Origin of the sequence: Pseudarthrobacter sp. ATCC 49987, assembly GCF_009928425.1 — a bacterium.
Lineage (GTDB): Bacteria > Actinomycetota > Actinomycetes > Actinomycetales > Micrococcaceae > Arthrobacter.
On sequence record NZ_JAABNS010000001.1, the window covers coordinates 1,890,036 to 1,912,239 of the forward strand.

The 22,204-nt window shown below is 63.6% G+C and carries 20 protein-coding genes and 1 pseudogene; 8 read left to right on the top strand and 13 right to left on the bottom strand.

Features of this window, described 5'->3' with window-relative positions; translation table 11 throughout:
* Window positions 1–298: 298 nt before the first annotated feature.
* Both GXK59_RS08980 and GXK59_RS08985 read right to left on the bottom strand, forming a co-directional pair.
* Entirely contained in the window at window positions 299–580 is a 282-nt protein-coding gene (locus GXK59_RS08980; protein ID WP_160666104.1) for a hypothetical protein, read from the bottom strand.
* 478 nt (window positions 581–1,058) lie between these two features.
* Window positions 1,059–2,072 carry an isopenicillin N synthase family dioxygenase gene (locus GXK59_RS08985; RefSeq protein WP_160666105.1) on the bottom strand — a complete coding sequence of 338 codons (1,014 nt, stop codon included), beginning with the start codon at window positions 2,070–2,072 and terminating at the stop codon, window positions 1,059–1,061.
* A 367-nt stretch (window positions 2,073–2,439) separates the two neighbouring features.
* On the opposite strand from GXK59_RS08985, the gene GXK59_RS08990 reads away from it, so the two are divergent.
* The gene (locus tag GXK59_RS08990; protein ID WP_160666106.1) at window positions 2,440–2,775 is read left to right on the top strand and encodes a YegP family protein; all 336 of its coding nucleotides are present in this window, start codon (window positions 2,440–2,442) and stop codon (window positions 2,773–2,775) included.
* Between the two features lie 41 nt (window positions 2,776–2,816).
* Here GXK59_RS08990 and GXK59_RS08995 read toward each other — a convergent pair whose 3' ends face one another.
* From GXK59_RS08995 to GXK59_RS09020, 6 genes and pseudogenes are all read right to left on the bottom strand, one after another.
* A complete protein-coding gene (locus GXK59_RS08995) occupies window positions 2,817–3,767 on the bottom strand; it encodes a hypothetical protein (RefSeq protein WP_160666108.1) in 951 nt (316 codons plus the stop codon).
* A gap of 67 nt (window positions 3,768–3,834) precedes the next feature.
* Window positions 3,835–4,137 (bottom strand): DUF4193 domain-containing protein, encoded by a 303-nt coding sequence (locus tag GXK59_RS09000; protein ID WP_024368278.1) that lies wholly within the window; start codon window positions 4,135–4,137, stop codon window positions 3,835–3,837.
* A gap of 413 nt (window positions 4,138–4,550) precedes the next feature.
* Window positions 4,551–6,452 (bottom strand): GTP cyclohydrolase II RibA, encoded by a 1,902-nt coding sequence (ribA, locus tag GXK59_RS09005; RefSeq protein ID WP_160666110.1) that lies wholly within the window; start codon window positions 6,450–6,452, stop codon window positions 4,551–4,553.
* Between the two features lie 122 nt (window positions 6,453–6,574).
* Window positions 6,575–8,040, bottom strand: a pseudogene (cls, locus tag GXK59_RS09010) (cardiolipin synthase).
* Window positions 8,041–8,107: 67 nt separating this feature from the next.
* On the bottom strand, window positions 8,108–8,494 hold the full coding sequence (locus GXK59_RS09015) for an SHOCT domain-containing protein (protein ID WP_160666112.1): 387 nt from the start codon (window positions 8,492–8,494) through the stop codon (window positions 8,108–8,110).
* Between the two features lie 308 nt (window positions 8,495–8,802).
* Complete coding sequence (locus tag GXK59_RS09020; protein WP_160666114.1) at window positions 8,803–11,310, bottom strand: helix-turn-helix transcriptional regulator; 2,508 nt, start codon at window positions 11,308–11,310, stop codon at window positions 8,803–8,805.
* A 275-nt stretch (window positions 11,311–11,585) separates the two neighbouring features.
* Between GXK59_RS09020 and GXK59_RS09025 the strand changes: the two genes are divergently transcribed.
* Both GXK59_RS09025 and GXK59_RS09030 read left to right on the top strand, forming a co-directional pair.
* Entirely contained in the window at window positions 11,586–12,146 is a 561-nt protein-coding gene (locus GXK59_RS09025; protein WP_160666116.1) for a potassium channel family protein, read from the top strand.
* Window positions 12,147–12,466: 320 nt separating this feature from the next.
* A complete protein-coding gene (locus tag GXK59_RS09030; protein WP_160666118.1) occupies window positions 12,467–13,843 on the top strand; it encodes a hypothetical protein in 1,377 nt (458 codons plus the stop codon).
* Window positions 13,844–13,883: 40 nt separating this feature from the next.
* Here the strand turns inward: GXK59_RS09030 and GXK59_RS09035 are convergent, their stop codons facing one another.
* From GXK59_RS09035 to GXK59_RS20660, 4 genes are all read right to left on the bottom strand, one after another.
* The gene (locus GXK59_RS09035; protein WP_160666120.1) at window positions 13,884–14,714 is read right to left on the bottom strand and encodes a class II glutamine amidotransferase; all 831 of its coding nucleotides are present in this window, start codon (window positions 14,712–14,714) and stop codon (window positions 13,884–13,886) included.
* 104 nt (window positions 14,715–14,818) lie between these two features.
* Window positions 14,819–15,169 carry a PLDc N-terminal domain-containing protein gene (locus tag GXK59_RS09040; RefSeq protein WP_237393835.1) on the bottom strand — a complete coding sequence of 117 codons (351 nt, stop codon included), beginning with the start codon at window positions 15,167–15,169 and terminating at the stop codon, window positions 14,819–14,821.
* Window positions 15,170–15,253: 84 nt separating this feature from the next.
* Entirely contained in the window at window positions 15,254–16,651 is a 1,398-nt protein-coding gene (locus tag GXK59_RS09045; RefSeq protein WP_160666124.1) for a DUF2252 domain-containing protein, read from the bottom strand.
* A gap of 350 nt (window positions 16,652–17,001) precedes the next feature.
* Window positions 17,002–17,199: a hypothetical protein gene (locus GXK59_RS20660; RefSeq protein ID WP_237393836.1), complete on the bottom strand. Its 198-nt coding sequence runs from the start codon at window positions 17,197–17,199 to the stop codon at window positions 17,002–17,004.
* 52 nt (window positions 17,200–17,251) lie between these two features.
* Between GXK59_RS20660 and GXK59_RS20665 the strand changes: the two genes are divergently transcribed.
* The 5 genes from GXK59_RS20665 to GXK59_RS09070 all read left to right on the top strand — a co-directional run bounded on the left by GXK59_RS20665 (window position 17,252) and on the right by GXK59_RS09070 (window position 21,766).
* On the top strand, window positions 17,252–17,461 hold the full coding sequence (locus GXK59_RS20665) for a hypothetical protein (RefSeq protein ID WP_237393837.1): 210 nt from the start codon (window positions 17,252–17,254) through the stop codon (window positions 17,459–17,461).
* An 85-nt stretch (window positions 17,462–17,546) separates the two neighbouring features.
* The gene (locus GXK59_RS09055; protein WP_160666126.1) at window positions 17,547–17,933 is read left to right on the top strand and encodes an SHOCT domain-containing protein; all 387 of its coding nucleotides are present in this window, start codon (window positions 17,547–17,549) and stop codon (window positions 17,931–17,933) included.
* A gap of 41 nt (window positions 17,934–17,974) precedes the next feature.
* Window positions 17,975–19,855 carry a glycoside hydrolase family 15 protein gene (locus tag GXK59_RS09060; protein WP_160666128.1) on the top strand — a complete coding sequence of 627 codons (1,881 nt, stop codon included), beginning with the start codon at window positions 17,975–17,977 and terminating at the stop codon, window positions 19,853–19,855.
* Between the two features lie 51 nt (window positions 19,856–19,906).
* A complete protein-coding gene (locus GXK59_RS09065; RefSeq protein WP_160666130.1) occupies window positions 19,907–21,061 on the top strand; it encodes an AI-2E family transporter in 1,155 nt (384 codons plus the stop codon).
* A 39-nt stretch (window positions 21,062–21,100) separates the two neighbouring features.
* Entirely contained in the window at window positions 21,101–21,766 is a 666-nt protein-coding gene (locus tag GXK59_RS09070; protein ID WP_160666132.1) for a GAP family protein, read from the top strand.
* Window positions 21,767–21,812: 46 nt separating this feature from the next.
* On the opposite strand, the gene GXK59_RS09075 is transcribed toward GXK59_RS09070, so the two are convergent.
* Entirely contained in the window at window positions 21,813–22,199 is a 387-nt protein-coding gene (locus GXK59_RS09075) for an SHOCT domain-containing protein (protein ID WP_024368293.1), read from the bottom strand.
* Between the last annotated feature and the right edge of the window lie 5 nt (window positions 22,200–22,204).

Genomic DNA, 22,204 nt, shown 5'->3' on the forward strand with positions numbered 1-22,204 from the left:
CTGATCGAACAGCCATCCCGTTGGCTTCGGCCGTTTGGCGTTCTGTCACGAAGGGACCGGGCAGCCTCCTGAGGGGGGAATGGCCTTGTTCCAGCGTTTGCCCTGACTCGAGCATGCGGGTGCCGGCGTGGACGACGGAGTTGATCATTTCGGCCAGCGATCCGGGATCGGCAACCCCGAGCTCTGCGAGCGTCTCCGTGAGCGGTTCCTGAAGCTGGCGGTCGCCTCCGGATAGGCAGCAAGGGACCCCGCTGCTGCCGCGGTGAGCCAGGCTGCAGCGGTGACACGCCCTGCAGGGTCACCGTCCAGCCAGTGCACGTCCCCGCCAACCGAGTACCAGCAACACCAGACCCATCGGGACGAGGGCAACGGACGCATAAAAGATCATCCGTTCAGCCCCTGTCGGCGCGACGACGCGGCTGAACAGTTCCGCGCCGATGGCAGGATTCACATCCAGGCCCAGATCCTCGAGATGCATGTAACGTGAAAACGCAACGATGCGCACGGCAAGGGCGGCTGCTATGCCGACGGCAATCAGAACGAAGCCGAGCATGAACGTGATTTGGCTGCGGTTGAACACGTTTCCCCCAAACAATCGTTAGCCTTCGATGGCACCCGGCGTCCGGCTGTGTGCGCACCGGGCGCGAACCGGACCATGTTGACGCGCAACCGGGAGGGACCCTCTCCCTTGGCGATGACGTCAAACCAGACATCACCGGAGAACATCTCCCCAGGGCCTTTGTTGCTGGGCTGCTTGGCTTGGATTTCCAAGGCTCTCTCCTTTAGGTCCCGTGAATCGCGGTTGACCATCCCTTCCACCCTAGAAGGCCCGCGGCGTCCCTGGGAGGTTCTGCCGGTACCTGCATCGACGGGTCCTCCCGCGATGATGTGGCCCGGCACGATTCCGCTACGCTCCCGGGCCGCCGACGCGGAAAAGGTATGGCGCTACGGGGATTCCCGTAGCGCCATGCCTTTTCCGCGTCGTAATGCTTCTTGCGTAGCGGATTCGGGAAGCCTACGGACGGCGCCGTCGCTTCGGTGGCCCCGCGGCGCGTCCGTCAGCCGGCCTGCAGATCGGAGTGGTGCTCCGCGACAACGTTAGGGTGGGCCCGCAGCCGGTAGCGGAGTGCGTTGTCCCCGTAGGTTTCCAGAATCGGGCTGTTCGTCGGATCAACCGACAGGCCGCGGGCCCTGGCCTGGAACTCCGGGCTCACCGCGAGCTGCGGCATCGTCGCGTCCAGCGCCGGGTTGAAGAAGAATGGCAGTGAGACGCGGTCTGTGCCGCGCAGGGGCGAGATCACGCGGTGCAGCGTCGCCTTGAGGTATCCGTTGGTTGCCAGTTCGAGCATCTCGCCGATGTTGACGACGAACGTTCCCGGAACCTGCGGGGCGTCGATCCACTGCCCTTGGTACTCCACCTGCAGCCCTCCCTTGCCGGGCTCCACGAGCAGCAGCGTCAGGACCCCGCCGTCGCGGTGGGAGCCCACCCCCTGCTTGGGTTCCGGGTTGGACTCCCCCGGATACCGCACAATCTTGAGCAGGGGGAACGCCCGCGCCGCGAAGGCGGCGTCGAAGGTGTCTTCGGGCGCACCGAGGGACACCGCCAGGGCACGCAGTAGAGCCAGCGAGATGGCGCTCAACCGCGCGGTCCACTCCAGAACGATGTCCCGCATTTCGGGAAGGGCTTCCGGCCACAGGTTGGGCCCCTCGAGACGCCAATAGTCGGCGACGCCGGGGCCCGGCTGGACGGCGGCACGCTCGACGCCGATGTCGATCTGCTCGCGCCAGTCAACCGCGCCGTCCGTGAGCTCGCCGCCGACCCTGGTGTAACCGCGGAACTGCGGGCTGTGGACGTTCTCGACGGCGAGCTTCTGCTCGTCGGGCAGCTCGAAGAAACGCCGGGACACGTCAAGCATGGCGTCGGTCAGCTCCTGGGGGATTCCGTGTCCGGCCAGGTAGAGGAAGCCGACCTCGTGCATGGCGTTCCGCAGGTCCTCACGGAACTGTGCAGCCTCCTCCGGGCCGGCGTTCAAACGGGAGAAGTCCAGGACGGGCAATGTTTGGAGTGGCACCTAAATAGTCCTTTTCAATAACCTTGGCAAGCTTGGGACTGAATATTCTCCAATATTACGGACCGGCGTTCACTCCGCGGCATTCACATGTCGAAAAAAGACATTCGGCGAACGTGCTCTGCCTGCCACGGACGTCCGCCACCAGCTCACCGTAGTACGGCTGAGCGCGCCGTTGCGCAGCTTTTACCCAGGGTTTACGTGCCGTGTCTTGTGGGGCCGCGGGGCCCTCCAACACACTGGTTATCACCAGATGAACAGATCCTAGTGATCGTTTGACCAGAGCAGCGCGACACGAACGCAGCGATGCGTTCCCGCCTGATCCATGGTCATGACGCCGGGGCAGGCTTCGCAGACCGGGAGGAATGTTATGGCCGGCACGTTTGAACTGTTTGTTGACGGGGAATCGAATTTCCGATTCCGGCTCAAGGCACCGGACGGGACCGTGCTGGCGGTGTCGGCTGCGTTCAGCGACAAGCCCACCGCCGTCGCCGGCATCTCCGCCGTGCGCGAGTGCGCAGGGATGGGCCTGATCACCGATCTCTGCCCGGAGGGAAGCGGGCAAGACCGGGTTCGGGAACCGGCGCATCCCACCGATGCCCTGCCTGCCCGTCATGACTGGCATAAGCGGGCCGACAACGTCCACACCCGCGCCAAAACCATCCGCCGGGCCGCAACAGCGCCCAGGTGGACCGGCGCGGCGTAAAACCAGCGGCGAACGATCGCGGCACCAGTCCCCCAAGCAGGTTATGGGCGCGTTCCATTCTCATACCACTGCAGGACCCGCAGCGCCCGGAAGGTGTTCCACCGGCTGGGCTGGCCGTCACCGTCCTCCAGCTCGAAATGGACCTGCCCGGGATGTGTGTTTTCGAGCAGCCAGCTCCCGTCGGGCCGCCTCTTCGAGCGAAGCAGCTCGATCGCCTCGGCCATCCGCGGGTCGGGCGGATCACCGGCGGACCGGAAATACTCCAGTGCCCGGAGCACGTCATAGTGCCAGCGGGTCGGAAAAGTGAACTGCAGCCAGGCCGGGTCAATGACCTCTCCGGTGCTTTTGCGTCGGAACAGCCGGCGTTCGAGGAGATATTCCTCGCCCCGGCGTCGAGCCTTCTTGGATTCCGCCGAGCCGCCGCTTGCCCGCTCGTGCGCGAGCAGCCCTTCGAGCACGTTGATCGTGGTCGCGACCGACGAAACAACAGCACCGTACTCCCCCCAGCAGTTCCACCCGCCGTCGTCGAGTTGCTCCCTGACCAGGCGGGTGACGACGCCGTCGACGTCCTGGCCGAAGTAGGCGCCGAGCCCCACGGCCATGCCGTTGATGCAGGGTTCGACCTCGCTGGTGAAATAAGGCTGTCCACCCTCCTCCCAACGGCAGTTGTCCCGCACCAGCGCCACGCACCGGCGCATCTGGTCGCTGTCCGGGTCGACGCCGAAGTCACGCAACTGCAGGAGGCTGTACGTGGTGGCGGTCCAGGGCTGGCTTCCGTCGTCGGGCGTTTCCACCCTGCGCGCAGGGAAGTACGCTCCCCCGGCCCACTGGCCGTCCGCCCCGCGCAGGGCCAGTAATCGCGCGCCCCACCCCTCGGTTGCCACCCGTGCGCGCTCTGCAGCCACGACGTCGGCCGGGGCGCCGGCAAGGTCATGCAGCACTTGCCATCGAATGGAAGGATCAGAATCCAGCAGCCAGTCCAGGGCGGTCATGCGCCGATTGTAGTGCCCGCGCCGCTTCCGTCACATAGCTGCGGAGCCGTCAACAGCAGGTAGCGTTTTAGCCTTCGCAGTCAATGCAGTAAGCGTGGCCGTCCTTTTCGCGCGCGATTTGGGAGCGGTGCCGGACCAGGAAACAGGAGTAACAGGTAAATTCGTCTTCCGCCTGCGGGATGACCTGGACGATCAGTTCCTCCGCAACGAATTCTCCGCCAGGGGCAATCGAGCCGTCCAGCGAATCTGCCTCATCCAGATCGCGCACCACGCTGCGGGCGTCCGGAGCGTTCTCGGATTGCAGCGCCTCCAGGGACCTGTCCTGCGACTCCTTGACGTCGGAGCGTACTTCATCGTAATCGGTTGCCACTGGGGTGTTTCTCTCTTCTTCGAAATGCTGGTCGGATAGATGTTCAACAGACAGGACCGCTCCCGTATTCCCCAGTCTCCCCGAAGACTCGTCGTGCCGGGACCCCGGCACGGGACGCCGGCAGGTATTTTGCCTCGTAAGCCAACAGAATTTTGTTTGTACAGTCGTTAGATTTAAAGCTATATTCGTGGGAGTTTCTTTGGGGGGAAATCATGAACAAAGCGCAAAGGCGCGCCCACGTGGAACCGCCTTGCCGGGAATGCGGCTCGAGGGTGATTCCGATCTGGAAAGACGAGCGCTCTGCAGCGTCCCGCCAGCCGGACTGGAGGGTAAGTGCCCGGCAATGCAGCCGCCAGGCATGCGGCCTCAACGACATTCAAAACTGGCGCGAGCCCTGAGCAGCACGGCCGCGGCTAAAACGCGGGAATGGTGAAGCCTAGACCCAGCAGGCCGCGGCCCGCCTGTTCAAGGATCGGATCCATAGCCAGGGTTGGGTGGTTGAGCAAGACGTTGACGTCGCGTTGGATCCGCTGAAGAGGATGCGAAAGCCGGTGCGCGCTGCCTCCCGATCCTGCCATGACGAGCCGTACCGCTTCACCAGATGCCTCCCCGCTGAGCGCGAGGGAGAGCCTGTACCGGGCACGCTCCTCGTCCGTCAACGCCGAGGGCTGGCGTTCATTCGCGGCGGAAACGATCTTGATCGCTTCTTCCCAGTGCATACGTGCCGTGACCACGAGCCCGGAGGCCTGCGAGTAGCGGGCCTGTGCACTTGGCGAATCCGCCTGCCGGTTGTCCAGGGTGTTCTTGACCTTGCGCACCAGTATCCGCTCACGGAACAATTCGACGGCATACTCGGCGGCACCGAGGGCGGCGGAGGGTGCCACCAAGTTCAGCAGCGTGGCCATGGGAGTGTGGACGATGGGATCCGGATGGATCCGGGTGCCAGGATTGTCTGCTGCGGCCAGGAGGGCCCAGTCCAGCGTCCGGAACTCGGGAACAAACAGCTTCTCCGCCCGGATGTCATTGCTGCCCGTGCCCCTCAGCCCGGCAGTGTGCCAAACGTCCAGCACTTCGACGTCGGATATCGGGACGAGGCATTGCAGGCGCGTGGTGTCGTGCTGCGCTGCCAACAGCGCCCACCCGGAATGCATCACCCCGGAGGCAAAGCTCCACAGGCCCGATATCGCGTAGCCTCCAGGGACTCTCTCGGCAACGCCCACCGGCGCCCCGGTGGCAGCGGCCAATGGTGTGGGGCCGTTCGCGAAGACTTCGTTCTGAACCTCCCGCGGCCACCGTGCCAGCATCCAGACGTGTTCGATCAGGTGCCCGGCGGTCCAGGCCGTGGAGGCGCAGCCCCGGGCAAGCCGGCGGATGGCCTGGGCATAGGTCTCGACGCCCATCCCAAATCCCCCCACCCCCTCGGGTGAAAGAAGGTGGAAGACTTCGGCGTCCTTCAGTTCCTCAATGGTGGATTCGGGAATGCGGCGAAGCGCCTCCGTTTCCTCGGCCCGTTCCCTCAGCCGCGGAATGAGTTCGTCGATCCGGCTGAGCATGTCCCCAGGGGTGGGCAGGGCGGTGCCCGCCCCACCGTTCAAGGCAGCCTCCCTGCGGATCCTGCCCGGGCGGGATTCCCCGGGTCCGACGTCGGCCGGCAGGTTGAGGGTATGGCCGGTGTGGTCGCGTTTCGCCGTCAGGTAGCGGTGGTTGGCCGGGGACAAGTGCACCCCGGTGGGGAGTTGTTCGGCGACATCGATGCCGAGGGCGGTGAGCTGGGCAGCCTTGTCCGGGTTGTTGCTGAGCAGGCGGACGGTGGTGGCGCCGAGGGCGCCGGGCATTTGCACGGCGGCGGAATATTCCCGCTCATCCTCGCCGTGCCCGAGGGCCAGGTTCGCTTCGTAGGTATCCAGGCCGGCGTCCTGAAGCGCATAGGCGTCGAGTTTGGAATAGAGGCCGATCCCGCGGCCTTCCTGGCGAAGGTAGAGGAGGAACCCGCCGGCTTGTTCGATCTGCTCTACCGCCTCCCGCAACTGCGGTCCGCAGTCACAGCGCTGGCTGCCAAACACGTCCCCGGTCAGGCATTCGCTGTGGAGCCGGACGAGTGGCGCACGGCCCGGTGCCTGATCCAGCGGCGGTTGCTCCCACTCACCCAGGGCGAGCAGAAGGTGCTCTTTGCCGTCGACGAGTCCCCGGAACGTCAGCACCTCGGCGGTGGCGGTGAAGCCGTCCGGAAAGCGAAGTGGCACTGTGACCTGGCTGCGCACGCTAGCGGGCGCGGCCCCCAACGACGGCGTTGCCGGCTCGGACAATACGGTCATATCAGATCCAAAAGGGGTTCGCGCATGAGAGATCCAATCAGGATATTACTTGAAGAATCAAGTTAACCGTAGCTGCCGTGGGTTCCTGATACAAGTGATGTGACGTCGGCGCCGGGGCTGCGCTATTGCAGTGACGCGGTCAGGCGCGCCAGGTTGTCGAACGCTTTTTGGGCGACGGGTCGCTGCATCCAGTCCTCGAGTTGCAGTTCGCGGCTGTTCACCCGGTACCCATCTTCGATTCCGCGAATTGCGTCCACGAACCCGCGCCCGTGGACCAGCACGGATACTTCCATGTTGAGGCTGAACGAGCGCACGTCCATGTTGCTGGACCCGATCACGACGACTTCCTCGTCAATGGTGAAGTGCTTCGAATGCAGCACCTGGGGGCCCGGTACAGGTAGATCCTGACGCCGGCACGGAGCAACGCCTCATAGTACGATCGCTGCGCGTGATAGACCATGCTCTGGTCTCCGATCTCGGAAACGAAGAGCTCGACACTGAGCCCCCGCGCGGCGGCTGTGACAATGGCCATCAGGATGGATTCGTCCGGGACGAAGTAGGGGCTGGTGATACTGACCCGGCGTTCCGCCTTGTGGATGAGCGTGGCGTAGAGCTTCAAGTTGTTGTCGTTATCGAAGCTGGGACCGCTGGGCAGGACCTGCGCATCGATCAGCACCGGACCTCGGCCGGGGACTCCGGAGGTGGAATCAAGCGGCAGCAGGACGTCCGTTTCGCTGAACCAGTCCGTCGCAAATACCGCATCCAGCTCGCGGACCACAGGACCTTCAAGGCGCATCATCAGCTCGTGCCACCGGAGCCCGCGCTTCAGGTTGCCCTTCTTGTTGTAGCTGGCGTCGATCAGGTTCTGGGACCCGGTGAACCCCACGCGGCCGTCGACGACGAGGATCTTCCGGTGATTGCGCAGGTCCGGCCGCTGCCACTTACCCTGCAACGGCCGCAGTGGCAGCATCGGGTGATATTCGGCGCCTATGTCCTGGAGGAATTTCAACGTTTCTTTTCGGCCCGGAAACATCAGACCGGCCAGGTGGTCCGAGAGCACCCTGACGGTGACGCCGCGTCCCGTCGCCCTGGCCAGCGCGTCGAAAAACGGTGCCGTGGTCGCATCAAGAGACAAGATGTAAAACTCCACATGCACATAGCGCGTGGCCGAATCGATCTCCGCGGTCATGACATCGAAGGTGCCGTTATAGTCGGGCAAGAGTTCCGCAGTGTTGCCTTTGACCATGGGCAGCGCCCCCAGGTTGTTATTCAAGGCCACCGCCGAATGCAACCACTCGGGCCAGTCGTGGCCTTGGCTGACTAACGGGTTGCCGGCCGTCCGCGACAGGACAAGTTCATTGACCTGCCGCTGTTTATCGCGGCGGCCCTTGGGCAGTGTGGCGTATCCGACAAAGAAGAACGCGATGGCGCCGAGCAACGGAATGAAAATAATGGCGAGAACCCAAGCAATTGCAGATGACGGGCGACGATTCACCGACACGAGGACAGCTGCAATGGCCACCACGAGGATATGGGCCGCCAGCAGGAGCACAGCGATCGTTTCGGGGTCCCGGAAGAATTCGCGCACGACTACGTCGAGGCCCTTCCGCCGGGAACGGCGCCCGTCTTCCGGATCGGGAGGACTGCGAGCGCGTTCAGACCAGCACCCGGCTCTTGATTCTTTCAAACTCTTCAGGGCTGATGGTTCCGGCGTCCAGGAGCGCCTTGGCTTTGGAGATCTCCTCCGCGGGGCTCCCCGTGGATACCCTGCGGATATAGGAATCGGCGGCCTCCTGCTCGCGCCCGGCCCGTTGCACGGAACGCTCTGCCATGCCGTCACCGCGGGCCGCCAGGTACACCAGCAGGGTCACGAAGGGCAGGAAGCAGAGGAAGAGTATCCAGACGGCCTTCCACCAGCCGTTCAGCTTATGATCGCGAAAAAGGTCGCCGATGATCGCGAAGACCCCAAACAGGTAGGCAAAGAACACACACGCGGTGAAGAACCACCAGAAGATATCCCAAAAGTTCTCCCAGAAACTCATTTCGCTTCCTTGCTTTCACTTGGTGTGGCGCCGTTCGCGGGCGCACCCCGGTTGCGGGTTAGCACTTGGCTGCAGTTCCGAGGTCGCTAAGTGCGGCTGCAGCCGGTAATCAAAGCGGCCGTGGCCAGGAGCGCAAACGTTCCTGCGCGGAGCGCGTGTGGCTTTGACATTGGAGGCTCCTTTCCAGGATGGACCGCCCCAGCCCGACCGAAGGCAAAACAAGTGTCGGCCTTTAGCCTGCCGTGGACCTCACCCGCTGCGGATGAAATATCCCCGGACGTCGCCGGACCTTTCAAACAATCCCCATTTCAAACGATCCCGCGTTCGGCAGCCGTTTTGAGGGCGTCGCGCCGCCCTGCCGCGCCGAGTTTGCGGTAAATTGACCGTTCATGCGTCTTGACGGTGTTGACGGAAATGAAGAGCGCGTCGGCAATTTCAGCCGCAGTCATGACCGAGCGCATGTAAGCCAGCACCTCCCGTTCGCGGTCCGTGAGTGTCCAGTAAGAACGCGCCCGGAGGTGTGGGGGGGCCTGCGCGTGGCGTGCCATCCGCGCTGCGATGAACGACTCATGGGTGGTGCCCCACACCGCGTGCCGGATCAACAGTTCCGCGAGTTCGTCTTTCCGCTCCGTGAAAGGACGCAGGACTGATTGCGGCTCGGCCCGGTTGACCGCATGTTCTATCCGCTCATGGACCAAAGCCTCGTCGCCATCCCTGTGGGCCAGGAGCGCCTCGGTCAGGCTCAGGCTGGTGTCGAGATACCGGTTGCGACGTCGGTCGGTAAGTGCCTGGGCACACAGGAGTGCGGTTTCGCCCTCTCCTCCGCGACGCAGGAGTTCTGCCAGGAGTGTGTCCACCAAGGGCGCATGGCCGCCGGCCCCCAAAGGCTGGGCGATTGTCAACGCGCCGTCCAAGTCGCCCCGTGATTCCGCGATCTTGGCCCTGGCGATGGTGTGGAAAGCGCTCCACGACACTCCGTACAGCCCCCGATCGTGGAAGGACTCCAGCGCAGCGCTGGAGTCGGCAAGATGGGTTTGATCCCCAGCGGCACAATCAACCAGGACCCGATAGAAGACGCTGAGTGGTCCGAGGGGGAACGGCTGGCCGGCCAGACGCTGGGCTTTGGCAAGGTGGGCCCGAGCGCCCTTCAGCTCGTCCCTCCAGTAGAACGCGATTCCGCGCGCCAGCCAGGCCGCTGCCATCCGATCCTGCAAAATCCCGCCCAGCCCACCTGCCCACTCCAGCGCCTGCGTCGCCTGTTCCTCAGCGGTCACAAGGTCACCGGACGCTGCGAATGCCAACGCCAGTTCTGCTTTGGAGCAAACCTCCACTGCCTCCAATGGTTTCTCGGCGCCGTCGGCCGCGGCCGATTGGAGCAGGACGGTTGCCTGGTCCGCAGCCCTGTGATGTCGGAACTCAGCCCGGGCCAGCAGGAACAGTCCGGACGAGGTGGTGGGATGGCTGTCCCCGTCAGCGCCGGAAAGTGACCCGAAGTTGTCGCCCGGGGCCGGCAAGACCAGCCGGCCGTTGCCAGGCAACGGCTCGAAGAGGGCCCGGCTCCGGTCGAGCTTCCGACGGCGCACGTCATCCAGTGCAGCGGTGCGCGCAAGCGCTCGCTGGGTGAGTCCCGAGGCGGCGGCGCTGTCGCCGTCAAGAGCGTGGCAGACAGACATAATCATCAACACCTCAGGGTCTTCGCTCCACGGGGCTGGCAGTTCCCGGCACAACCGTCCAAGGGCTTGGGCCCCATCCTGCAGTAAGAACTCAAGCCAGTGCTCTCCGAGTGACGTGACAGCCAGTCCGGGCGCGTGTGCCAACAGCGCTTGGGTGACGCATTCATGCACGTCGGCGTCCTGATAGTGGCCGGCGGCCACGCGGTGGAGGCGTTCAGCGAGCAGAGGGTCACTGCGCTCCAATATCCGGCGGCACTGGGATGCAAACAACGGGTGCCAACGGTACAGGGATTCGCCGCCGCGGTATTCGTGCTCCTCGATGAAAAGACCGTTCCGGAGGCACGCCTCGAGGAGCATCCCGCCGTCGGCGCGCCCTTGCAGCTCGACGGCGAGTCGGCGGCCCAGCCAGTCGCAGGTCGTGGCGCGAAGAACAAAGTCCGCCAGAGGCGGGTCCAACTGGTCAAGGACCTCCTCGGCGATGTAATCGGCAAGAGGCAGGTGTGCGGGCGCGTTGTTGGAGACGCGGACGGCGAAGTTGCGGGCCTCCGCCAGTGAGCTGAGGCTCGCGTGGACGGCGACCGGCCATCCCGCCGTCAGCCTCCAGAGGGGTCCGGCATCGAAGTCCGCGTCTTGTCCCAGCGAACAAGCAAGTTCGGCGACTTCCACCTGCGTGAAGGCAAGTTCGGCAGCGCCCAGCCTGCCAAGGCCTTCTCCATACCTGAGCCTTTCCAGCTGGATGGGGGGATGTCCACGCCCGGAGAGGACCAGCCGCAAAGCCGGCGGGGCTGAGGTGGCGAGCACCCCGACAATTCCGCTGGCAAGTCCTGGCCCTGCCATGTGGACGTCATCGATAACCAGCGCAATCGGCTCAGTGAGTTGCTCAAGTGCTCCGAGCAAGAGGTCGTAGGACGTTGCCCGGTTGTAGGCGAGATTCTGGTCCAGGGCCAGCAGGGCGTTGTTACCAGGCAGCGGATGCTGGCTTGCCGCGCCCTGAATTGCCCCGACGACCCCCTGAAAAAGCCGTTCGGGATGGGTATCGAAGCGGTCCAGCGACAACCAGGCACACGGCAAATCGCAACTGCGCACCCAGTCGCCCAATACCGTGGATTTGCCGTAGCCGGCCGGCGCTGAAACGACGGTCACCCGGTGAGAATCAGCGGCCGCGGTCACACAGTCCACCAGACGCGGGCGCTCTAATGCCCCCAGACCCCGCAGTGGTGGCCGGATTCTAAATTGCGGACCAGGGACCCGCCCGGAGATTTTCGACTGTCCCACGTGATTTATGTTAGATACGTGCTATTGAGTCCAACAGGGCCATTAGGTCCTTGTGTTCGCGCCCCCTGGAGCCGACATAACCCGCCCCCGACGACGGGTGCCACGGGCGCGTACGAAATGCCCTCGCGGGGGTAACATCAGTCATGGCCGCAAAGCAGGGTAACCGGAAAGATCCGGTCTTTGTTCGTCAGCTCGACAGGGCCGCCAGGCGCCACGTCGTTATTGTCGCAGCAATTCGACTCATTGCATTTCTGGCGATAATCCTCATCCTCTACTTCGCCATTCCAATATCCGGATTCAACGACCACAATCCTGCTGCGGCGTGGATCCGTCTGGCGGGTGTCCTGCTCGTATTTCTGAGCGCCCTGGCCCTCCAACTGCGCATGATCATCGCGGCAGAAGTACCCCAAGTCCGTGCGGCCGAAGCTGTTGTGGAGACGGTCCTCATGTTTCTGTGCCTTTTTGCTTTGCTTTACACGTCGATGTCTACAACGGACCCTTCATCGTTTACCGAGCCATTGAGCAGGGTCGACGCACTGTACTTCACTACCGTCACGTTCGCCACCGTCGGGTTCGGAGACATCACGCCCGTGAGCCAGCTCGCGCGGGCAGTCGTGACGGTCCAGATGATCGCTGGCCTGGGTGCCCTCGTCATGGTCGCAAAGGTCGCCTTCTTTGCGGCGGGCCGGCGTCTTAAGGGGTAGAGCCCGGCACGCTTGCGCCCTACCTCCACCCTCCACGCAGACGTTGCCCTGCCGTCCACGGCGCCCTCCCCTCAGCAGGTGGAGTTCCATGCGAGCGGACAACAAATCACCCCGGGCGGGTGGCGTTGGGCGCGCGCCCCGCACCGACAATAGGGATTGTCATGACTGCCCGGGAAGCCAAACGTTGGAGGTGGTTCGCATGTTGCGATCCAGTTGTCCCGCCTTTATCCAATTCCTGAAGGCGATGCCGGCTCATCAATCCTCTCCGGGCTCACCGGTCGAGCCCGTGCAAGGAGATGCTGCAGAGACGGCGGGTCCTCATGTCACTTCATGATGAGCCCCAGGGCGTCGGCAGCCAGGAGCAGGAAGAAATACTGCGGTTACGCGCCGAAGTTGCCAGGTTGCAGCTCGAACGCGATAACGCGAGCAAGTCCAGCACCAAGCCGGCAGGACGGGGCGCGGGCCTGGTTCGCAGGATTGTTGCCGTTCTCCTGGTGGTGCTGACTGCTGTCCTGGCCTGCGCCACGGTGCCGGCCCTGTACCTGCGCAGTGAAGTACTCGATACCGATCGATATGTGGCCACAGTCGCGCCGTTGGCCTCGGACCCGGCGATCCAGGCGGAGGTCGCCAGCAAGGTCACCACCCAGATCACCGAAGCAGTGGACATTGAAGGCATCACCCGGGATGCGATGACCGAGCTCGGAAAAGTCGCGCCCCGCGTCGCCGCAGTGATTGCCGGACTGGCCCCCGCCATTGCTGAGCAGACCAGGACCCTGATCCATTCCGCCGTTTCCAAATTCGTAGCAAGCCCCCAATTCCAGGACCTGTGGATCCAGGTCAACCGCGTGGCGCACCAGGGTCTTGTCAACCTTGCCACGGGAAACACGGGCGGCACTGTCAATATCGACCAGAGCGGAACTGTAACGATCTCCACGAAGGAAATCATTGCCCGGGTCAAGACTCTCCTTGTGGAGCAAGGAGTCGACATTGCGGCCAGAATTCCGGAAGTTAATGCGCAGATCACCCTGCTTCAGTCCCCCGAACTGGTCAGGGCCACAGAGGCAATCAGGACACTGGACCGGACGGCGCCGATACTGGCCTGGCTGACGGTGCTGAGCGCCCTGGGTGCCATTGCGGTGGCGCCGCGGGGCTGGAGGAGGCGCACCACAAGCAACGTCGGGTTGGGCATTGCAGTGGCCATGGCTGTGCTCGCCCTCGGACTGGCCATCGGGCTGGACATCTTCCTCAGCACGATCCCGCCGGCGACTGTCTCCCCCGCCGCGGCCCAAACGCTCGTGGATACCCTCCTGGCGCCGCTTCGAAACGGCGTGCGGTTTGTCTTCGTTGTGGCTTTGCTGATTGCCTTGGCCGCCTTCCTGAGCGGCCATTCGCGCCCGGCCGAGTTCGCCCGTCAGGGCCTGGCCCGGACAGGAGATTACCTGACTGGAAAGGTCGGCGCCGGCCAAGCGAAACCCTGGCAGCACCGGCTGGCCCGCTTCCGGCGGATCCTGGAGGCCGCCGTTCTCGGCATTGCCGTGCTGGTACTTATCCTCTGGCAGTACCCGACGGCGGCGGTGGCCATCTGGACGGCGGTCGTTGCCGGCCTCGCAATCCTCCTGATCGAACTCCTGTGCCGGCCCGCCGTTGTCGCTGCGCATGCCGCCGAACCCATACCGGGTGTTTCCCCGAAATCGTGACGGAACCTTAACCCGGTCCCGGCGCTGGCCAGGTCTGGCGCTAGGCAGTTGCTGGCGAAAACGGGAACAGGTCTTCCCCGCCGCCGTGCACAACGACGCACGTAGCATCCGGCACCTCGTGCCAGGCGCCGCGGAGATCCCCCAACGGCTCGGACAGGACCATCCGGGCGTTGTCCGAAAGCTTCTGGAGCATGGGGTTGTCCGGGTACTGGGCGCGAAGTGTCGCGACGTCAGTGTTGTGGAAGAGCGAGCGGGACCGACCTTCGCTGGAGTAGCGGAACGCCCACGTGGTGTCGCCGTCGGTAGTTGCCACGGTCATCTGAAGCGGAAACTCGATCCCGTGGCGGCGTCCGACGTCTTCAATAAGGCCAACCGCTGCAGCGACAGCCGCTTGCGGGTCCATTTCCAGGCCGAAGGTGAGGGCGAGGAAGAAGAACATTTCTGAATCCGTTGATCCCTCGATCTCGGGGAAGAGTTCGGGGTCGACGGCCATGGCCAGGTCCCGCTTCACTGTGGGGAAGTCGGTAATGAGCCCGTTGTGCATCCACAGCCAACGACCGTGGCGGAACGGGTGGCAGTTCGTTTGTTGCACAGCGGAGCCGGTCGTGGCCCGGATGTGCGCGAACACGCGGCCGGCCGATGCCTGCGACGCGAGCTCGCGCAGGTTGCGGTCATGCCAGGCAGGCTCGGTACTGTGGAACACTCCCGGATAGGGCGCGGTTCCGTACCAGCCGACGCCGAAACCGTCCCCATTGGTGGTTTCAACGCCCAGGCGTGCGTGTTTGCTCTGCATCACGAGCGAGTTGGCGGGTTTATACAGGAGCTCATCCAATCGCACGGGCGAACCCGAATAAGCGAGCCAACGGCACATGTCGCTCTCCTCCTCAGTCTGGAATCCATCACGATTCCATCACCGGCCCGGCAGGTGCGCATCATCTCCTGCGGGTGACTCGCCGGTTACTGCAGGCGTACCGACTACTGGCTGAGCACGCGTTTCTTGAGCTCGGAAAATTCCTCGGCTGTCAGTGCGCCGTCATCCATCAAGGTCTTGGCCCGGGCGATCTGTTCCGCCTGGTTGGTTCCGGCCGCACGGCGGACATAATCTTCGAAATCCTCCCGGGCCACATCGCCCCGGGCGGCCTGCCGCAGGGCCATGGACTGCCCGTGGGCTATCAGGTACGCCAGACCTCCGATGACGGGCAGAAAGAGCAGAGCAACCACCCAGACAGCTTTGCTCCAGCCTTTCCGGGTCGAATCAGCGAAGATGTCTTTGACGATCAGAAAAAGCACCACCAGGTACGAAACGTAGAGAACAAAGGAAATCATGAGCCAAAAGTAGTCCCAGAAATTCACTTAGTTTCCTCTCAGTCGAATTGCTGGACTTGTTGGTCCCATGACACCAACCGTGGGTCACACTCCCCGTTCGGCCGGCAGCCGCCCGGACTTGACCGCTTGTCCCAGCGCCGCATGATCGGCTTCGGTTTGGTCAGCATAGCTTCTGGCCCAGTCTGCCAGCGCGTCATCAAAGACCTCACTGCCGCCCAGGTACCCGAGGACAAAGGCGCTGTCAGGGCTTTGGGAGTGGGCCCGCGCCAGCAGCCAGCCGCACAGAACTCCGTAGTCCGAAGTCTCCTGGGCATTCATTTCCGCCAGCGTGAACGAACCCTTCATGTCACGGAACTGACGGATATAGAAGTCCCGCTGCAGGCCGTCCTCCCCTGTCACGTCCTTGATCCAGCCCAGGAACGGGTCGGACTGGGCCTGCAGGATCCGCTGGGCGCCGACCACGCGGAATCCCTGCCCGCGTGTGGTGAGGTTTTTCTCCACTGGCTCCGGCGCGCGGCGCACACGTCCGTGGGTTTCCAGGACTGACTTCCCGGCCTCTTTGGCCTGCAGAAACAGTGGCTCTCCCGCGGGACCTTCAAAGAGGAGCACCCAACTCCGGGTCCCCACGCTGCCGACCCCCACGATCCGCCGCGCGAAGTCCACCAGCCGGTACTGGCTCAGCAACAATGACGTATCCGGCCGGAGAGTGCTCCGGTACAGTGCGACAAGGTCCTCCATCAGTGCTGGATCTATCTCTGAATGACGGACTATCGGCGGCTGGTCAACGATCCTGGGTTCGCCTGACTCCGTGCTCGACGTCAGCTTGGCGAGGACCTGTTCAGACGTTCGCTGGCGGGCTTTTTTCTCTTCAGTTTTGATTCGTTTGTGTGCCACCGTCTGCTGCGTGGCAAGAAATTGTGCATCCACTTGAAAGTAATAGCGTTCGGTCGCGGTATGGCTGTACAGGACCTTGAGCGCTTGGCGATAGCTGCGGACGCACGACTTTACCGCCGTCCGGCATTGTTCCTCGGTGTGGGAACTGTTCCGGCCGTTCAACCAGATGCTCGCGGCGAGGCGCTTTACGTCCCACTCCCATGGCGCCGGGTACGCTTCATCAAAGTCGTTGAGGTCGAAGATCAGCCGTCGTTCAGGGCTCGCGAAGAGCCCAAAATTGGCGAGGTGTGCGTCGCCGCTCGCAATCAGGGTGTGACCCGTCACCGGCGAATCGGCCAAATCATGCGCCATGACGGCTGCGGCGCCGCGGTAGAAGGAAAACGGGGTTTCCAGCATCCGCCCCACACGTACCGGGATGAGCTCAGGGACGCGGGTGGCATGCTGGCCTTCGAGGACTCCGACGGGGTCCCGCTCCGGCAACCGGAGGGCCGCGAACTCCCGGCGGGGCAGCGAGCTCCGCGCCTCGCGCCCGGCGGCTTGGGCACGGGCGATGGACGCCTTATGCGCGGAGCCTGACGGGGTTTTCACGGCCGGCCCGTGTCGTTGAAGAGCGGAGGCAAACCCTCACGAGGTTGACAGACGGCCAGCGGCTTAAACAATATTTTGGCTCGCATGCCCGCATCTTCCCACAATCTCTGCCACTCCGGAACAGTCCTCCGGCCCGGATCGTGCGGGCTTGATCCATGCCTCACGGAAGGGGTCAAAAGGGACATGTCGCGGGGGCCGAACGTAACTGCAGCGCCGCCGGATATCACCCCCGGCGGGTGATTCGTGGGCCCTGCCCCGGGCTAACGATGGTTCTACCTGCCAGTGATTGGGCTGCCAGGCGAATGCCCACCCGAGAGGGGCCTCCAGTGTCGAGACCACAACCAGTACTCTCACTTTTGCTCGCGCTCGGGTGCCGCAATCGCGCTGCTCACCGGCTGCAGCACCACCAGTCCCCCGGCGAGCACCACCAGTCCCCCGGCGGGCACCTCCAGCCCGCAGGCGACTTCATCCAGCCCGACGCCGACGGTCTCGCCGGTGTGCCCCGCCGCGGACGCGTTTGCGGTTGCCCTGACCGGTTTCAAGGACACCCTCAAGCCAGGGGCCACGTTGGAGCAGGTACGCGCGGCACGGGATCAGGTTGTGAAGACCTATGACGCTCTGGTCAAGGAGATTGGAAACGCGGCAAAAACACGTGTGGACGCCGTCACGGCGGCTGAAGACAGGTTCGCCGCCGCAGTCAACGACGTCCCCGACGACGCCACTCTGACCGAAGCAGTCGACTCCCTGCGAGACGAAGCCGCAAACGTCCAGGGCGCGCTCAGCGATCTCGTGACGGAGGTTAAATGCTAGGTCCGAAGGAGCCGCTGTTCGCCTCAACCCCGCCCACGGACGCGTTCACGGGCGACGCCGCAACAACTGAAAGTAGGGAATCCACATGAGTTTTTGGGAAAACTTTTGGAACATTGTCTGGTGGTTCTTCATCGTCTATGCCATCTTCGCATTCCTGTATGCGCTGTTCATTGTCATTGCCGACCTCTTTCGCGACCAACACCTGAACGGCTGGTGGAAGGCCGTCTGGATCTTCTTCCTGGCGTTCGTGCCCTTCCTGACGCTGCTGGTGTACATGGTGGCCCGCGGCAAGGGCATGGCCGAGCGGTCAATGGAACGGGCCCGGCGGGACCAGTCGGAAGCGGACTCCTATATCCGCAGGGTGGCCTCCGCGAGCCCGTCCGACGAGATCTCCAAGGCCAAGGCCCTTCTGGATTCTGGAACCATCAGCGCTGACGAGTTCGAAAGGATCAAGACCAGGGTCACAGCCTGACACGTCCAATCTTTGTGAGAGTACCCGAGGAGGTCGTCCACATGAACCAATACCCACTGATCGCCGATCACGGCCTCATCGGTGACTTGCAGACGGCTGCGCTGGTAGCCACGGACGGCACTCTTGATTGGTTCTGCAGTCCGCGTTTTGACTCTCCGAGCATTTTCGCCTCGCTGCTGGACCGTTCACGCGGCGGCCACTTCAGCACGCGGCCTCTCGACAAGGCTTTCGCGACGAAACAGCTGTATCTGCCCGACACGGCAATTCTCGTCACTCGGTTCCTCACTGACAGCGGGGTCGGCGAGCTGATTGACTTCATGCCGACCACGGGCGAATCCGCCAGCGAACAGCACCGCCTGGTTCGCATGTTGCGATGTGTGCGCGGACAGATCTCGTTCGACGTCGAAGTGGCACCCCGGTTCGACTACGGCCGGCGATCCCACCACCTCACTCTCAGCGGCGACGGCGCGATCTTTGATACCGGCGAAACCCGGCTGGCACTGAGCCTCATCCGCGGGGACGGGGACGACCAGCCGGGCCATCACGCCACCGACGCAGGTGATCTGCGTGCCACTGTGAATCTTAAACAGGGCCAAATGCGCGGCGCCGTCCTCGAAACAGGCCCTGATGTCTCGCCACGGATGATGCGTCCCGCCGAGGCCCAGCTGCTGCTCGACGACACCACGCGATTTTGGCACGGTTGGCTGAGCCAATCCACCTATGCAGGGCGCTGGCGTGAGGAGCTGGAACGCTCGGCCATCACGCTGAAGCTTCTGACCTACGCGCCGACCGGAGCCTTGGTGGCAGCTCCCACCGCCGGTTTACCCGAGCAGATCGGTGGGGAACGCAACTGGGACTATCGGTACACCTGGATACGCGATGCGTCCTTTTCGGTTCACACGCTGATTCGGATGGGCTTCGTCGACGAGGCCGCCGCCTTCAGCCGGTGGCTCCGCGACCGGATTACGGAACGCATCGAGAGCGACACCGGCCCGCTGAACATCATGTACCGCGTCGACGGCAACCCCGAACTCAATGAGGAGATCCTGACCGGCTGGGAGGGCTATCGAGGCTCCTACCCCGTCCGGATCGGCAACGGTGCGGCCGGACAACTTCAACTGGACATCTACGGCGAAGCGCTCGATGCCGTGTACTCCCTCGACCGTTTCGGAGGCGAGATCGGGCAACCGGGCTGGCTTGCCATCTGCGAGCTTCTCGAGTGGGTCTCCGACAACTGGAACCAGCCGGAAGAAGGAATCTGGGAAACCCGGGGCGGACGCAAGGACTTCACCTACGGACGACTGATGTGTTGGGTGGCGTTCGACCGCGCCATCCGGCTCGCAACCGCGCACGGGCGGCCGGCACCCCTCGCCCGGTGGATCGCCGAGCGCGACGCGATCTACAACCAGATCATGGACGAAGGCTGGAGCACCGAACGGGAGGCATTCGTGCAGCAATACGGGGAGACGGTTCTCGATGCCTCCCTCTTGAAGATGCCACAAGTAGGATTCGTGGCCCCGGACGATCCCATGTGGCACTCGACCCTCCACGCCATGGATTCGGAGCTGGTGTCCGACAGCCTGGTGTACCGCTACGACCCCAGCGCTTCGCCCGATGGCCTCCGCGGTTCCGAAGGCACGTTCTCCCTGTGCACGTTCCTCTACGTCGACGCCCTGGCACGGGCCAGCCGGGTGGACGAAGCCCGCCTCACGTTCGAGAAGATGCTGACCTACGCCAACCACCTCGGCTTGTATTCCGAGGAAATCGCGCCCACGGGTGAGCAGATTGGCAATTTTCCGCAAGCGTTCACGCACCTCGCCCTCATCGATGCCGCCATCACTTTGAACGGCTGCCTGGACGACGCGGCGCGCAAAAGCCGCAGCCCTGACCAGGCCCGGAGTGTGCCACGCCGCCCCTACTGAGACGGCCGACGGGACTCTAGACTATTTCCAAGGCCAATAAAGGAGGGCTCAATGGGGCCGGAACCAGCGGAATCGTATCCACGTCCTGGCCTTCCCCGCTCCGCCACTATCCTGCTCGCATTGGCCAGCGCGACCGTCGTCGCTTTCGGCATTTCCGCGATGCGGGGAATTTTCACGCCCGTGTTCTTTGCCTTCGTGCTCACCCTCTGCGTTCATCCGCTGCGGCGATGGATGCAGGGCCGCGGCGTTCCGAGGGGAATCGCCACAGGAACTACCATCGCGGCAGTCTTCGGCCTGCTGACGGCCTTCGCTGCGGTTCTGGTTGCCTCACTGGCACAGTTCTCCGCGCTGTTGCCGCAGTACGGTCCGCAACTTGCCCAACTGGGCGCCTCCCTCACCCAAGCGCTGGAGTCTATGGGTTTCGGCGCCGAGCAGACGCAGGCGGTTCTGGAGGGGCTTACGCCTGGCCGAATTGTCGGGTTCCTCGGAGGCCTCCTGGGGAATGTCGCCAGCCTGGTGGGCGGCCTCGTGGTCATTCTGACGATGCTCATCCTCATGGCGGTGGATGGATCAAAGATCCCTGCCCTGCTGACCCACCTGCAGTTCCACCGACCGGCCCTGGTCTCCGCATTTAATGGCTTTGGCGGCGGCGTCCGCCGGTACATGATTGCGACCACTGTTCTCGGAGTGGCCCAGGGTCTCTTTAACTGGCTCGTCCTGGTCATTTTGCAGGTCCCCGGCGCCCTGCTCTGGGGGTTGCTGTCCTTCATTTGCAGTTTCATCCCCAACATCGGCTATTTCATCGCGATCGTCCCACCCCTGTTTTTCGGGTTCCTCACCGGCGGCTGGCCGACCGTCCTCGCCGTCATCGTCATCTACGGCGGGATAAACAGCATCATCCAATCCATCATCCAGCCCAAATATGTAGGCAACGCGGTGGCTCTCAGTGAGACGATTACCTTCCTCTCCGTGCTGTTCTGGGCCACCATCCTGGGCCCTGTCGGCGCCATCCTTGCCGTACCCCTGACCCTCCTGGTCCGCACCATCCTCCTCGACTCAGACCCGTCCATGGCCTGGTGGAGGCCCTTGACGGGGGACAAGAAGGACCTCAACGTAATCCTCAAGCAAGAAGACGACGCGATCCGCGCCCGCCGGGCCCGGCGTGGACCGGACAGCCCGGACCCCGGCAGCATGCCGAAGGCATGACGTGCCGTCGGGGTGCTGCCCAGGCCGGGTGACTGCCACGTGCTGAGCCTCGTCACCAACCTGGTGCTGTTCGCCCTCGCCGGGGCGATCAGCACCGTGCCCGTGAGCATCACCATGATGATCCTGCTCTCCCCCAACCCACGCCGCGGAGCCCTGCCCTTCCTGGTTGGCAGCCTTGCCGGCTCGATCGTGGTTGTCGGTCTTTCGGCCGTCGGGATGCGTTTGCTGCCGGTCCGGCCGGAACTGGATCAGGACGTACTCCTCACCTGGTTGGGCCTGCTGGTCGGGGCCTTCCTGATTGGCTATGCCGCATACCTGTTCGCGCACAAAAGCCAGACTGACAGCGCCTTGCTCGGCAAAATGAAGACCAGGTTCCATTCGGCCCGCCCGTGGGAATTCGTGGTCCTCGGCCTGGGCCTGAATCTGCGCCCCAAGGCGATCCTGCTCGCTGTAACGGCCGGCGCGCTGATCAGTGTCCGGGAACCGCCCTTGCTGCAGGGAACCCTGTTCGTCCTCGCCTTCGCAACCGTGACCCAGTCCGCCGTCGTCATCCCGATCGCCATATGGTTGCATTCCCCGGAGCGGGCCGAAGGGCCGTTGACCGCCATTTACACGTGGTTGCAGCGCAACGGGCGCACGATTGCGGCGGTCGCAACACTGGCGATCGGTGTGTTCATTGTTGGCTACACCGTTGTCCAGCTCTGACGGCTGCACCAGCCAGTCTCCCCCGGCCCAACCGCCGGATGCACGCTCAGACCAGTACGCTGCTCTTGATCTTTTCGAACTCGGCAGGACTGATGGTTCCAGCGTCCAGAAGAGCCTTGGCTTTGGAAATCTCTTCGGTTGGGCTCGCCGTAGCGACCTGGCGGATGTAGGCGTCGGCCTCCTCCTGGTTTTGCCGGACCCGTTCCATGGCCCTTTCGGTCATGCCCTTACCGCGGGCAATCAGGTACACCAGCACGCCCAGGAAAGGCAGGAACGCCAGGAAAACTATCCATACGGCCTTCAACCACCCGTTCATCTGGTGGTCGCGAAAGATGTCGCCAATGACAACGAACAACGCATACAGGAAGGCGAAGAATGCATACACGCAAAGGAACCACCAGAAGATATCCCAAAAGTTCTCCCAGAAACTCATGTCGC

Bases quoted from the DNA above. Each gene is read 5' to 3' on its own strand.
- GXK59_RS08990 (WP_160666106.1), top strand. From the start codon at position 2,440: ATGGCCGGCACGTTTGAACTGTTTGTTGACGGGGAATCGAATTTCCGA.
- GXK59_RS08995 (WP_160666108.1), bottom strand. From the start codon at position 3,767: ATGACCGCCCTGGACTGGCTGCTGGATTCTGATCCTTCCATTCGATGG.
- ribA (WP_160666110.1), bottom strand. From the start codon at position 6,452: ATGACCGTATTGTCCGAGCCGGCAACGCCGTCGTTGGGGGCCGCGCCC.
- GXK59_RS09015 (WP_160666112.1), bottom strand. From the start codon at position 8,494: ATGAGTTTCTGGGAGAACTTTTGGGATATCTTCTGGTGGTTCTTCACC.
- GXK59_RS09025 (WP_160666116.1), top strand. From the start codon at position 11,586: ATGGCCGCAAAGCAGGGTAACCGGAAAGATCCGGTCTTTGTTCGTCAG.
- GXK59_RS09030 (WP_160666118.1), top strand. From the start codon at position 12,467: ATGTCACTTCATGATGAGCCCCAGGGCGTCGGCAGCCAGGAGCAGGAA.
- GXK59_RS09035 (WP_160666120.1), bottom strand. From the start codon at position 14,714: ATGTGCCGTTGGCTCGCTTATTCGGGTTCGCCCGTGCGATTGGATGAG.
- GXK59_RS09040 (WP_237393835.1), bottom strand. From the start codon at position 15,169: ATGATTTCCTTTGTTCTCTACGTTTCGTACCTGGTGGTGCTTTTTCTG.
- GXK59_RS09055 (WP_160666126.1), top strand. From the start codon at position 17,547: ATGAGTTTTTGGGAAAACTTTTGGAACATTGTCTGGTGGTTCTTCATC.
- GXK59_RS09060 (WP_160666128.1), top strand. From the start codon at position 17,975: ATGAACCAATACCCACTGATCGCCGATCACGGCCTCATCGGTGACTTG.
- GXK59_RS09065 (WP_160666130.1), top strand. From the start codon at position 19,907: ATGGGGCCGGAACCAGCGGAATCGTATCCACGTCCTGGCCTTCCCCGC.
- GXK59_RS09075 (WP_024368293.1), bottom strand. From the start codon at position 22,199: ATGAGTTTCTGGGAGAACTTTTGGGATATCTTCTGGTGGTTCCTTTGC.